We start from the raw sequence: 12,803 nt of genomic DNA, 5'->3' as shown, positions 1-12,803 counted from the left end.
CACAACGGGACGGCCTGTGGATGGAGGGCATGCGCACGAGGGGTGACGAGGGTGATTTGTCGACCTTGTGGAGACCGGGTGTCGACTTGTCCCCAGGGGATGCGGGAGCCCTGTGGATAAGTGAAGGGGTGAAAGGAAAATATGCAGGTAGGACTAATAAGTGCTGCCTGTGGACGAACGAACGCACGAGATGCGCCGCTCGGTCAGTATCGCGGTCAGGCCCTGCCGTCCTGGGCCCTCGCCAGCCAGTCGGAGGCAGCCGTGAACTCTTCGTCCGAGGTACCCCGCCGCAGCGGCCGGACGTCCGCGCGGGACGCGCCCGCCCGCGGATACGAGCCGAGGAAGCGCACCTGCGGACAGATCCGCTTCAGACCCATCAGCGCCTCGCCCACCCGTCGGTCCGAGATGTGGCCCTCGGCGTCCACGGCGAAGCAGTAGTTCCCGATCCCGGCCCCCGTCGGCCGGGACTGGATCAGCATCAGGTTCACCCCGCGCACCGCGAACTCCTGGAGGAGTTCCAGAAGGGCACCCGGATGATCGTCACCCAGCCACAGCACCACCGAGGTCTTGTCCGCGCCGGTCGGCGCCGCCGGCCGGGCCGGCCGGCCCACGAGCACGAACCGCGTCTCCGCGTTCTCCGCGTCGTGGATCTCCTTGACCAGTGCCTCCAGGCCGTACGTCGCCGCCGCGAACTCGCCCGCGAAGGCCGCGTCGAACCGCCCCTCCCGCACCAGTCGGGCGCCGTCCGCGTTCGACGCGGCCGACTCCCACACCGCCTCCGGGAGGTGCTTGCGCAGCCAGTTGCGCACCTGCGGCTGGGCCACCGGGTGGCCCGTCACCGTCTTGATGTCCGACAGCGCGGTCCCGGGCCGTACGAGCAGTGCGAAGGCGATCGGCAGCAGCACCTCGCGGTAGATCATCAGCGGCTCGCCGGAGGCCAGTTCGTCGAGGGTCGCCGTCACCCCGCCCTCGACCGAGTTCTCGATCGGGACGAGCGCGGCGGCCGCCTCCCCGTTCCGTACGGCGTCGAGCGCGGCCGGGACCGAGACCATGGGGACGAGCTCCCGCGTCGCCGCCTCGGGCAGGGTCCGCAGCGCGGCCTCCGTGAACGTGCCTTCGGGGCCGAGGTAGGTGTACCGGGTGGCGGACATACCGTCACCCTAATGCGCCCCGGCCCTCACCCCCGTGCCGTCTCAGCCTTCAAGCAGCCGCTGGCCGACGTACTCGCCCTCGGCGGCTCCGCCCGGGACGGCGTAGAGACCGCTCGACTCGTGCCGGATGAACGCGGACAGCGCGTCGCCCCGGTCGAGCTTGCGCTGCACCGGCACGAAGCCGCGCAGCGGGTCGGCCTGCCAGCAGACGAAGAGGAGTCCCGCGTCCGGGGTGCCGTCCGTGCCGATCCCGTCGTGGAAGGAGAAGGGCCGGCGCAGCATCGCCGCGCCGCCGTTCTGTTCGGGGGCGGAGATCCGGGCGTGGGCGTTGTCGGGGATGAGGGCCTTGCCGTCCGGGCCCCTCTTGTCCAGGTCCAGGGGGGTGGTCTCCGAGCCGCCGGACAGCGGCGCGCCGTCCGCCTTGCGGCGCCCGATGACCCGCTCCTGCTTCTCGGTCGTCTGCCGCTCCCAGTCGTCCAGGAGCATCCGGATCCGCCGCACGACGGCGTAGGAGCCGCCCGCCATCCAGTCCTGGGCGCCGGTCGCGTCGGCGGGGACGAAGATCCGCCGGTCGAAGTCGGGGTCGGTGGGCTTCGGGTTGTTGGTGCCGTCGACCTGGCCCATCAGGTTGCGGGCGGTCATCGGGCGGGCGGTCGCCCCGGCCGAGCGGTTGAAGCCGTTCATCTGCCACCGGACCCGGGCGGCGTCCCCGGCGTCCTTCTGGAGGGCGCGCAGGGCGTGGAAGGCGACCAGGGCGTCGTCGGCGCCGATCTGTACCCACAGGTCGCCTTCCGAGCGCTTCGGGTCGACCGCGTCGGAGGAGAAGGCGGGCAGCGGGTCGAGCTGTGCCGGCCGCCGGGAGGTCAGTCCCGTGCGGTCGAAGAAGGTGCGGCCGAAGCCGAAGGTGACCGTGAGGGAGGACGGGCCCGCGTCCAGCGCGATGCCGGTGTCCCCGGAGGGGGCCTCTCCGGCCATGAGCGTCCGGGCCGTCGCCGACCAGCGGCGCAGCAGCGCGGCGGCCTCCTTGCGGCCGGCGCCCGGTGCGAGGTCGAAGGCGACCAGGTGGCCCCGCGACTGGAGGGGGGTGGTGATGCCGGGCTGGTGTTTCCCGTGGAACGTCACCTCGGTGGCCCCCACCGAGGTGAGGGGCCGGGAGTCGCCGGCCGCGGGGGAGCCGTCGTCCGAGACGGCCGTCGCGATGCCGGCGCCGGCGGCCGCGCCGATCACCAGGCCGGCCGCGCCCGCCGCGCCGACGGTGCCGAGCAGCCGGCGCCGGGAGATGTCGAGGTGGTCGCCGCCGGGCGAGGAGCCGGACGCGCTGCCGGACGAAGGGGCGGGCGAGGGGCTGGATGCGGGGTCGGTCACGGGGTTGCTCACGGGGGTTCAGCCGATCCTGACGTTCTTCTCGATGGTGGTCTGGTCGATCTCGGAGGTACGGACCGTCACCTGGATCCGCCAGTCGCCGGGCAGCGGGAGCTGCACGCCGCTCGCGGTCCAGTGTCCGGTCTGGATCCGGTCCGGGGCGACGGGGAGCGGGCCGACGCCCTTCTCCTCCAGGGTGAGGTTCACCTTGACCTCGGGGACGTCCAGCGGTTTGCCGTTGGGGCGCTCGACGAAGAGGTGGAGGGCGTTGGCGCCGGTGCGGCCCGGGTCGAGGGTGAGCTGGACGACTCCCTTGCCGTTCTCGCCGCCGGTGTCGAAGGGGAGCCGGATGTCCACCGGGCGGTCGGGGACCGCGGCCGGGCCGGCCGTCGTCCCGCCGGTCCTGGCGAGCTGCTCCTCGGTGCGGCCGGGTTCGGTGGAGGTGAGGACGGTGGTCACGGCGAGCAGGACGACGGCCACGGCGGCCTCGGTAAGGACCGAGCGGCGGAGTCCGGTCCGTTCGGCGTCCGCGTCGCGGGCCTTCTTCCGCCGGGCGGTGGCCATCGCCGTGCGCTGCCGGGCGAGCTGGGCGGCCCGTTCGGGGTCGGTCTCCTCGGCGATGACCTCGTCGAGGGTCTCCTGAAGCGCCTGTTCCTCGCGTTCCTCTTCGTCGGGCTCCGCTTCCGAGCCCGCCTCCGTGTCCGTCTCCGCTTCCGTCTGCGGGGTTCGGTCGGTGAGGCGGCGGGTCCAGCGGCGGGAGATCCAGGCGATGCCGACGAGCACGGCCATCAGGCCGATCTTGACGAGGAGCAGCTGTCCGTAGCGGGTGCCGGTGAGGGCGGACCAGGAGCCGACCTGGCGCCAGGACTGGTAGAGGCCGGTGGCGACCAGGACGGTCACGGAGGCGAGGGCGACGCGGGAGAAGCGTTCGACGGCGGCGCGTTCCACCGACGGTTCCCGGTGGAGGGCGACGAGGAGGGTGGTGAGTCCGCCGAGCCAGGCGGCGACGGCGAGCAGGTGCAGGATGTCGACGGGCATCGCGACGCCGGGCTGGAGGCCGGTGGAGGCGTGCTCGGCCAGGGCCCAGGTGCCGGCGATGCCCGCGGCGACGACGGTGCCGCCGAGGCCCAGGCCGAAGGCGAGGTCCTTGCGTTCCTTGGGGTCGGTGCGCCGGGCGTAGGCGCCGAAGAGGACGGCGACGAAGAGCGCGGCCGCGCCGAGGAGCAGCAGCCGGGAGGTGAGGGCCGCGCCGGTCTTGGTCTGGAGCACGGTCTGGAGGCCGGCCAGGTCGAAGACGTCGGCGAGCTTGCCGGAGCCGGTGTACGGGCCGCGCAGGAGCAGCATGGCGAGGGTGGCGCCGGTGAGGGCCAGCCAGCCCCGGACGACGGTCCGCTGCACGGGCCGGACGCCCGCGCCGCGCGGCCAGCACAGGAGGACGAAGGCGCCGCCGCCGACCAGGACGGCGAAGCCGGCGTACGACAGGTAGCGGGCGATTCCGTAGAGGGCGCCGACGACTCCGCCGCCGGGGGTCTGTTCGGGCAGGGCGACCGAGGTGGCGGAGGGGGCGCCGACGGAGAAGGTGAAGGCGCCGGCGATGGGGTGGCTGTCGGCCGAGACGGTCTGCCAGGCGACGGTGTAGGTGCCGTCCGGCAGGCCGGCCCGCAGGGCGACTCCGTACTTGACGAGGGAGCCGCTGCACATGTTGATGATCTCGCCGGTGTCGGCGCGGCGGCCCGAAGGGTCGAGGACCCGGATCGAGTCGGGGCTCATCGCGACCTGTTCCGAGAAGGTGAGGCCGATCTCCTGGGGGGCGACGGCGACCACCGCCCCGGCCTTCGGGTCGCTCCCGGTCAGTGCCGCGTGCGCGGAGGCGGGGGCGGCGCCGGCGAGGAGCGTGCCCAGGAGCGCGGCCGCGAGAACGAGCAGCCGGGCCAGGGCGGTGCCGAGGCGCGGGGCGGTGGTTGTCGTCACTGTGTCACTCCGTCAACGCGCTCAGTGCTGCTGAGGGTTGTGGTTGGGGGCCTCGACGGGGAGTTCGACCGTGATCGGGTCGGCCTTCTCGAAGTGCAGCTCGACGCTGACCTTCTCGCCCTGCTTCGGCTTCTCCTTGAGTTCCATGAACATGAGGTGGTTGCCGCCCCGGGCCAGCTTGAGCTCTCCGTTGGCGGGGATGTCGAAGGACTTCACCTGCCGCATCTTCTGGTCCTTCGTCTCGTGCATCGTGACGTCGTCCGAGAGCGGGCTGGTGACCGAGGTCAGCTTGTCGGCGGTGTCGCCGGTGTTCCGGATGGTGAGGAAGCCGCCGGCCATGTCCATCACGGGCTGGGGCATGTACGCGCCGCTGACCTCCAGCTCGGGCCTTCCGCCGTCGGAGGAGCAGCCGGTGAGGGCGAGGGCGGCGGCGAGGGCCACGGCGGCGGACAGGGCGGTGGTGCGGCGGGTCACGGGTTCTCCCCCTTGATGATCTTCGGCAGGTCCTTGGCGTAGTCGTCGACGGTGGTGTCCTCCCCGTACAGGACGTAGCCCTGGTCGGTGGTGGGGGAGAAGGCGATGACCTGGGCGCCGTGCATGGAGACGACGGTGCCGTCCTTCTCCTTCTTCGGCGGGTCGATGCCGATGCCGATCGAGCGGGCGCCTGCCTGGATCTTCGAGAAGTCGCCGGTGAGGCCGGTGAAGGAGGGGTCGCCGGCGGCGGGCAGCCACTTGGCCAGGGAGTCGGCGGTGTCCCGTTCGGGGTCGGTGGTGACGAAGACGACCTGGAGCTTGTCCTGGTCGGCCTGGGGGAGCTGCTTCTTGGCGATGGCGATGTTGCTCAGCGTCAGCGGGCACACGTCGGGGCAGTTGGTGTAGCCGAAGTAGATGAGGGTCGGCTTGCCCTTGGTGCGTTCGCGCAGGTCGTAGCTCTTGCCCGTGGTGTCGGTGAGGACGAGGTCGGGCTTGGTGAACGGCCGGTCGAGGACGGTGGCGGCCTGGTTCTTCTCGGTGGTGCCTTCGATCTGGACGAGGCCGGAGGCGGTGGGGGCCTTGCCGTCGTCGCCGAGGACGACGGCGGTGGTGATGCCGAGGGCGGCGACGATCGCGACGGTGGCGATGATCAGTGGGGTGCGCCGCCCGGGGCGGCCGGTGGGGTCGTCCCCGCCGCCCTGCGGCGGGAACGTCTTCTCTGTGGACATGGGGTGATCGTCTTTCGGGGTGCTGGGCGTGCCGGGGTGCCGGGGGCCGGGCGTGTCGGGCGCGCCCGGCCGGGGGCGTCAGGCCGAGCGGCGGCGTCCGGCGAGGACGCCGAAGGCGACGCCGGCGACACCGACGAGGATGCCCGCGACGCCGAGGACGCGGGCCGTGGTGTCGGCGGAGGAGGCCGAGGCGGTCTCGGTCGTGGCGTGGTCGCCTGCCGCGCCCTTCTCACCCTTCCCGTCGGCGGAGGCGGTGGCGGTGGCGGTGGCGGTGGGAGCGGTGGAGGTGCCGCTGCCGTGGTGGTCCTCGCCGGCGGCCGAGAGCTTCAGGACGGGGGCCGGGTTCTGCGGCTCCTCGGCGCCCTCCTTCTTCTCCTCGATCCAGCGCACGATCTCCTTGTTGTCGTAGGTCTGGATCGCCTTGAGGACGAGCTGGTCGGTGTCCTCGGGCAGCCGGCCGAGGGAGAGCGGGAACTGCTGGAACTGGCCGGGGCCGATCTTCGAGCCGTCCGCGGTCCAGGTGACCTTGGAGACGGCCTCGTTGATCTGCTTGCCGTGCAGGGTCAGCGGCTTGTCCAGCTTGGACTTGGTGACCTCGGCCTTCCAGCCGGGGACCGGCTGGGGCATGACGGAGGCGAGGGGGTGGTCGAGGGGGAAGTTGACCTCGACCTTCACGGTGGAGGCGTTGTCGCGCTCGTTGGGGACCTTGACGTTCACGGTCGCGTAGCCGCCCTGGGCGGCCTCGCCCTGCGGCTGCACGGTGACGTGGGCGAAGGCCGTGCCCGAGAGGAGGACGACGGAGGCGGCGGCGGTGCCGGCGGCGAGCAGGACACGGGAGACGTTCATGGAAAGGAGACTCCGGCTCGGTGAGGGGCCGCGAGGGGCCCGGGGGGAGAGGGTGGTCCGGTCCGGGCGCGGTGGCCGGGGGCGTACCCCGGGCGGACGCGTACGGACGGGCGCGGCCTCGCCCCTCGGGGGAGCGGACCGCGTCAGGCTGCGAGGACGCAGGCGGCGGCCGGCGGGCCGCGGCGGATCACCGTGTGCTGGAGTGCCTCGGCCACCGCCGGCGGCGAGGAGTCGAAGGCGGTACGGAGGCGGCCGCGCGGGCCGGCGGGGGTGGGGCCCGGGAGGCCGGCGAGCAGGGCCCGTACGAGCCGGAGGGCGGCGCGCAGGGAGCGTACGAGCGTGGTCTCGGCGAGTTCGGCCGTGCCCTGCTCGGAGAGTTCGGCGAGCCGGACCAGGGCGAGGTCGCCCCGGCGCAGCAGCCAGCCCGCCACGAGGGCGGCGAGGAGGTGGCCGAGGAGCATCGGCAGGCTCGGCAGCAGGGTGCCGCCGGTGTGCGCGGCGTCGGCGGCGTGCGTGCCCGCGTGGGCCTGGACGCCGGCCGGGTCGATTCCGGCGCGGCTCAGGATCCCGGCGGCGTCGCCGGGGGTGAGGGCGGCGGCGCCCGCTCCGCAGACGAGCTTGGCGGCCGTCCGTACCAGTGCGTCGTCGGCCTGGGGGTTCAGGGCGAGCTGCCGCTGGCCGAGGCCGAAGAGCAGGTGGAGGCCGAGCTGTCCGCCCGCGAGGGTGGCGACGACGAAGCCGAGGGAGCGTTCGCGTCCGGTGAGCAGGACCGTGACGCCGAAGACGCCGAGGAGTCCGGCGAGGAGGGTCCACAGGGCGATGCCGGCGCAGGCGGCGAGCGCGTGGCCGAGGGCGGACAGCACGACGCAGACCGCGGTGAACACCGCGGCCCTCAGCAGTCGTGGCGCGAGCGCGGGGGCAGGCATGGCGGCCCCATCATCGCACCAGGGCCACTGCCGCCATGCGGCAGGTCCGCAAGGTCGTTCTTGGGGGTGTTCGGGACGACATGGACCGGCATGGGGAGCGGGACGAACCGGCAGGTGGACCGGGCGCATACACCGGGGTCGGGGTCCGGTGCATCCGCCGAACGGGCGCTCTCGCCGCTTCCGGGTGCTTACGGACCGTCGTCCCCGGCAATAGCTAGAGGTATGTCGAGCCGCTGCCGGGAGGCTGGAGCATGAGCATCTGGTGGTCACTCCATCTGCGGCGCGAGGCCGCGAGCGTTCCGCTCGCCCGGCGCCTGTTCCTCGGCACCATGGAGACGGCCGGGGTCGATCCCGACGTGTCGTACGAGCTGTCGGTGGCGCTGACCGAGGCGTGTGCCAACGCGGTCGAGCACGGAGGCGGTGGCGCCGCGGGCCGGGGCTCGGAGGCGTACCGGGTGACGGCCTTCCTCGACGGGGAGACCTGCCGGATCGAGGTCACCGACGCCGGCCCGGGCTTCCCCGGGGTGCCGACGGCTCCGGCCGTCCGTCCGGACGCCGAGCACGGCCGTGGTCTGCGGCTGATCGAGGAGCTCTCCGACCACGTCCACTTCGGCCGTTCGGGCCGGGGCGGGGCGGTGGTCAGCTTCGACAAGATCCTGAAGTGGAAGGACGGGCCGTCCCTCCTGATGGCCTGAGCGGCCCTGATGGCCTGAGCAGCGAAAAAGGGCCCCCGAGAGGGCCCTTCTCCACAAGAAATCTCCACAAGGAAGCAGGTCAGCCCTTCAGGGCCGCCATCCACGCCTCGACCTCGTCGGAGCGGCGCGGCAGCTGGTCGGAGAGGTTCCGGTTGCCGTCCTCGGTGACGAGGATGTCGTCCTCGATGCGGACGCCGATGCCGCGGTACTCCTCCGGCACGGTCAGGTCGTCGGCCTGGAAGTAGAGCCCCGGCTCGACGGTCAGGCACATGCCCGGCTCCAGGGTGGTGTCGACGTACGCCTCGGTGCGCGCGGCGGCGCAGTCGTGGACGTCCATGCCGAGCATGTGGCCGGTGCCGTGCAGGGTCCAGCGGCGCTGGAGGCCCAGCTCCAGGACGCGGTCGACCGGGCCCTCGACGAGGCCCCACTCGACGAGCTTCTCGGCGAGCACGCGCTGGGCGGCGTCGTGGAAGTCGCGGTAGGCGGCGCCGGGCTTCACCGCGCGGATGCCGGCCTCCTGCGCCTCGTACACGGCGTCGTAGATCTTGCGCTGGATGTCGGTGTACCGGCCGTTGATCGGCAGGGTGCGGGTGACGTCGGCGGTGTACAGCTCGGTGGTCTCGACGCCGGCGTCGAGGAGGAGCAGGTCGCCGGAGCGGACGGCGCCGTCGTTGCGGACCCAGTGGAGGGTGCAGGCGTGCGGGCCGGCGGCGCAGATGGAGCCGTAGCCGACGTCGTTGCCCTCGACGCGGGCGCGGAGGAAGAAGGTGCCTTCGATGTAGCGCTCGCTGGTGGCCTCGGCCTTGTCGAGGACCTTGACGACGTCCTCGAAGCCGCGGGCGGTGGAGGCGCAGGCCTTCTCCAGCTCGGCGATCTCGAAGTCGTCCTTGATCAGTCGGGCCTCGGAGAGGTAGACGCGCAGTTCCTCGTCGCGCTCGGCGGTGACCTTGTCGGTGAGGGCGGCCTCGATGCCTGCGTCGTGGCCGCGTACGGCGCGGACGGGGCCGGTGGCCTCCTTCAGGGCCTCGGGCAGCTCGCGGACGTCCTTCGCGGGGATGCCGAGCAGCTGCTCGGCCTCGGCGAGGGAGTGGCGGCGGCCGACCCACAGCTCGCCCATGCCGTCGAGCCAGAACTCGCCGTTCTCGCGGTTGGAGCGGGGCAGCAGGTAGATCGTGGCCTCGTGGCCGGTCTTGGTGGGCTCCAGGACGAGGACGCCGTCGTGCGTCTGGTCGCCGGTGAGGTACGCGTACTCGGTGGAGGCGCGGAAGCTGTACTCGGTGTCGTTCGACCGGGTCTTCAGGTTGCCGGCCGGGATCACCAGGCGCTCGCCCGGGAAGCGGGCGGAGAGCGCGGCGCGGCGGGCGGCCGTCCGGTCGGCCTGCGGGATCGGGGCGAGGCCGGTCAGCTCCGTGTCGGCCCAGCCGGACTTCATGTTCTCGGCGAGCTCGTCGGAGACGCCCTGGTACAGGCCGTTCTTCCGCTGCTTGATCGGCTCTTCGGCCTCGTCCGGGGTCTCCGGGGTGAGCTCATCGGCCACGGGTCTGCCTCCTCTTGGTACGACACTGAACCCCCTCCATCGTACGGTCGTGCGGAAGGGGGCACAGGGCCGGAAGACCTGTTACCGGGCGGTCACGGGCGGCTCCTCGCCGTGCTCGGTCGAGCCGTGCTCAGTCGAAGTGGGCCGCGAGGAGCACGATGTCCTCGCCCTCCACGGAGCCGTCGAGGCCGTCGGGGAACAGGACCCGCAGGATGTGGTCGGCGATCGCGCCGGGGTCTTCCCGGTCCGTCCGGGGCACGCTCGCGGCGGCCGCGTGGAGCCGGGCGAAGGCCCGGTCGACGGGGTCGCCGGTACGCCGCAGCAGCCCGTCCGTGTAGAGCAGCACCGTTTCTCCGGGTGCGGGGGACAGCTCCACGCTGGGCGCCTCCCAGCAGGAGAGCATCCCGAGCGGGGCGGAGAGCGAGGTCTCCACGTACTCGGTGCGGTGTTCGCCGATGAGCAGCGGCGGGGCGTGGCCGGCGCCGGCGAGGACGAGCCGGCGGCGGGCGGGTTCGGCGTGGGCGAAGAGGGCGGTGGCCGAGCGGGCCGGTTCGGTGAGCCGGAGCAGCAGTTCCAGGTCGGAGAGGACGGCGACCGGGTCCTCACCCTCCATCACGGCGTACGCGCGCAGCGAGGCGCGGAGCCGGCCCATGGCGGCCAGGGCGCTGGGTCCGGTGCCGGAGACGGAGCCGACGGAGAGGCCGAGGGCGCCTTCGGGCAGGGGGAGGGCGTCGTACCAGTCGCCGCCGCCGCGGGGGCCGGTGTGGTGGCGGGCGGCGAGCCGGACGCCGGGGACGCGGGGGAGCCGGCTGGGGAGCAGTTCCTCGGCGACGGTGGCGACCTGGGCGCGGGCGCGTTCGACCTGGAGGAGGTGGGCGAGGTGTTCGGTGGCGAAGCGGCCGTAGAGGCCGACGAGGTGGCGCTGGCGGTCGGTGGGGGCGGCCGGTTCGTCGTAGAGCCAGACGCCGGCGCCGAGGCGGCCGGTCTCCTCGGTGGCGAGGGGGAGGGCGTAGCTGGCGGCGTAGCCGAGGCGGGCGGCGACCTCGCGGTGGCGGGGGTCGAGACCTTCCTCGGTGCGGACGTCGTGGATGGCGATGGGTTCCGGGACGCGGGTGGCGCCGTGGGGGTCCGCCGGGTCGGGGAGTCCGTCGAGGAGGCGGCCGTAGCCGGTGGCGCCGCGGGGGACGGTCTCGATGGTGCCGAGGTCGGCGTGGGCGAGGCCGAGGCCGATGGTGGTGGCGGGGCCGAGGCCGTCGGCGGGTTCGAGGACGGCCATGCCGCGGCGGGCGCCCACGAGGGCGGCGCCGGCGCCGAGGAGCTCGCGCAGGGCCTCGTCGAGGGTGGAGGTCCTGATGAGCCGCTCGGTGAGTTCGTGGAGGGTGGTGAGGTCGGAGACCCAGCCGGCCAGGCGGTCCGTGATCAGCGCGCCGGGGGCGGGGGGCCCGTCGGCCGGCGCCGCGGCGGCGGGGACGCCCGCGAGGGGCGCCTTAGTGTGCTGTGGAGCGGGAACCGTGGAATCGATTCCGGCCACTTTCGGACGGTGTTTCGGCAGGTGTGGGGAGCTCATCTCGGTCGGCTTTCCGACCGGTGCGTTTGACGCCATGGCATCGCAAACCCCCATGTCATATCGCGCCGCTCGATGCCTCCACATGTACACGCACCCGAGGAGCGATGTCCAGCATCGTCCCGGTGGGACTTGTGGTGTCCGAGGGCTGCTCCGGGGGTGTTCCGGTCGGTGGTCCGGGAGGTGTTCCGGGAGTGTTCCGATCAGTGCTCCAGGAGCTTGCGCACAAGGGTTGAAGCGGGCTGGAAGTTGGCTGAAAATTGACCCCGGTGTGCACCATTTGCGGTCGACTGGCGTCGTTTGAAAGCGCGTCATCCTGAGCGTGTGGGGTACGTAATCGATGACAGGCAGGGGCAGTTGGAAGCGCCCCGGACATCGAGATGCGGAACCCCGGCGTCGTACGTGCCGCAGGCCGCAGCCCGTTCCCGCGTGGCGGGGATCGTGTTCTGAACCGGCTTCGACCTGACTGTGACCCGGCCCCGTTCCGGCCGGCCCCGTTCCCGCACGGGGCGACGCACCGCCGACGCTGTACGCGCTGATACGCACGGTGAAGAGATCTGCACGTGGTGTGATGTGGATTCGGCGTTCAACGGAAAGGAACGAGCGCTCATGCGCGAGATCCTCGGAAGGCGACGCAGGTTCCGGTTCCGGCGCAAGGCGAGGACCGCCCGGCAGGACGCGGCGGTGACCTTCGCGGTCGAGTGGAACTGGCCCGTTCTGCCGGGCGTGGGCCTCGAAGAGCCCGCCCGTACGACGAAGAGCTCCGGGAGCGTGGCCGCCGGGAGCGCGGCCGCCGGAGGTACGGCCGGGCGGCTCGGTGCCGGGTGGTTCGGTGCGGGTCGGTTCGGTGCGGGTCGGTTCGGCGGCGGTCCCGGCTTCGGCGTCGGCGAGCGCGCGGACGGCGCCGACGGCGACGGGCCGGTGTGCGCCTGCCTCGACCCCGGCTGCGTGGTCCCCGGAGCGCACCCCTTCGACCCCGGTCTCCTCGCCGCCACCACCGACGAGCGGATGATCCGCTGGTGGTGGACCCGGCGCCCGGACGCCCCCATCGTCCTTGCCACCGGCGGCCGCGCGCCGTGCGCGGTGAGCCTCCCGGCCCCGGCGGGCACGCGCGCGCTGCAGGCCCTCGACGCGGCGGGCATGCGCCTCGGCCCGGTGGTGGCGACACCGACCCGCTGGTCGATACTGGTCGCCCCGTACGGACTCGAACGCCTCGGCGAGCTGCTGTACGCGAAGGACAGCGTGCCCAGTTCGCTGCGGTTCCATGGAGAGGGCGGCTATCTGTTGCTGCCGCCGTCCACGGCGGGCACCGGGCCGGTCCGCTGGGAGCGGGCGCCGTTCGCGGGCTCCGCCCGGCCGTGGCTGCCGGACGTGGAGGCGGTGGTGGACGCCCTGGTCGAGGCGAGCACGGCCACACCGGGGGGCGGCAGCAGGCTCGCCTACTGAGCCGGTCCCCGTCGCGTCGACGGGGTCCACGCGCGCGTGGGCGGGTCGGGTGAGCCGGACGCCCGCTCTCGTTCACCCGAACGGGTGTGTCCTGGGCCGACGC

11 protein-coding genes are annotated in these 12,803 nt (G+C 73.0%); 2 read left to right on the top strand and 9 right to left on the bottom strand.

The window, feature by feature from the left end; genetic code table 11:
* Positions 1-215: 215 nt before the first annotated feature.
* The 7 genes from pheA to QK442_RS16845 form a co-directional block, all read right to left on the bottom strand.
* Positions 216-1,151, bottom strand: coding sequence for a prephenate dehydratase (pheA, locus tag QK442_RS16875; protein WP_282694757.1), 936 nt, complete (start codon positions 1,149-1,151; stop codon positions 216-218).
* 42 nt (positions 1,152-1,193) lie between these two features.
* Positions 1,194-2,432 carry an iron uptake transporter deferrochelatase/peroxidase subunit gene (gene efeB, locus QK442_RS16870; protein ID WP_282694784.1) on the bottom strand — a complete coding sequence of 413 codons (1,239 nt, stop codon included), beginning with the start codon at positions 2,430-2,432 and terminating at the stop codon, positions 1,194-1,196.
* Between the two features lie 102 nt (positions 2,433-2,534).
* Positions 2,535-4,448 (bottom strand): copper resistance protein CopC, encoded by a 1,914-nt coding sequence (locus tag QK442_RS16865; protein WP_282694783.1) that lies wholly within the window; start codon positions 4,446-4,448, stop codon positions 2,535-2,537.
* Positions 4,449-4,505: 57 nt separating this feature from the next.
* On the bottom strand, positions 4,506-4,958 hold the full coding sequence (locus QK442_RS16860) for a copper chaperone PCu(A)C (protein WP_282694756.1): 453 nt from the start codon (positions 4,956-4,958) through the stop codon (positions 4,506-4,508).
* On the bottom strand, positions 4,955-5,686 hold the full coding sequence (locus QK442_RS16855; RefSeq protein ID WP_282694755.1) for an SCO family protein: 732 nt from the start codon (positions 5,684-5,686) through the stop codon (positions 4,955-4,957). The genes QK442_RS16860 and QK442_RS16855 overlap by 4 nt, the downstream gene beginning before the upstream one ends.
* A 78-nt stretch (positions 5,687-5,764) precedes the next feature.
* Positions 5,765-6,532, bottom strand: coding sequence for a YcnI family protein (locus QK442_RS16850; protein WP_282694754.1), 768 nt, complete (start codon positions 6,530-6,532; stop codon positions 5,765-5,767).
* Between the two features lie 143 nt (positions 6,533-6,675).
* Positions 6,676-7,458 (bottom strand): hypothetical protein, encoded by a 783-nt coding sequence (locus QK442_RS16845; protein WP_282694753.1) that lies wholly within the window; start codon positions 7,456-7,458, stop codon positions 6,676-6,678.
* 251 nt (positions 7,459-7,709) lie between these two features.
* On the opposite strand from QK442_RS16845, the gene QK442_RS16840 reads away from it, so the two are divergent.
* Positions 7,710-8,153 (top strand): ATP-binding protein, encoded by a 444-nt coding sequence (locus tag QK442_RS16840; protein ID WP_282694752.1) that lies wholly within the window; start codon positions 7,710-7,712, stop codon positions 8,151-8,153.
* Positions 8,154-8,232: 79 nt separating this feature from the next.
* On the opposite strand, the gene QK442_RS16835 is transcribed toward QK442_RS16840, so the two are convergent.
* On the bottom strand, positions 8,233-9,690 hold the full coding sequence (locus QK442_RS16835) for an aminopeptidase P family protein (protein ID WP_282694751.1): 1,458 nt from the start codon (positions 9,688-9,690) through the stop codon (positions 8,233-8,235).
* A 130-nt stretch (positions 9,691-9,820) separates the two neighbouring features.
* Positions 9,821-11,311 (bottom strand): PP2C family protein-serine/threonine phosphatase, encoded by a 1,491-nt coding sequence (locus tag QK442_RS16830; protein ID WP_282694750.1) that lies wholly within the window; start codon positions 11,309-11,311, stop codon positions 9,821-9,823.
* 552 nt (positions 11,312-11,863) lie between these two features.
* Between QK442_RS16830 and QK442_RS16825 the strand changes: the two genes are divergently transcribed.
* Positions 11,864-12,700 carry a bifunctional DNA primase/polymerase gene (locus QK442_RS16825; RefSeq protein WP_282694749.1) on the top strand — a complete coding sequence of 279 codons (837 nt, stop codon included), beginning with the start codon at positions 11,864-11,866 and terminating at the stop codon, positions 12,698-12,700.
* Positions 12,701-12,803 lie beyond the last annotated feature (103 nt).

It is taken from the genome of Streptomyces sp. CC208A (genome assembly GCF_030010625.1).
GTDB lineage: Bacteria > Actinomycetota > Actinomycetes > Streptomycetales > Streptomycetaceae > Streptomyces.
The sequence above is the reverse complement of the archived record's forward strand: the minus strand, read 5'-3'. Positions and strand labels throughout refer to the sequence as shown.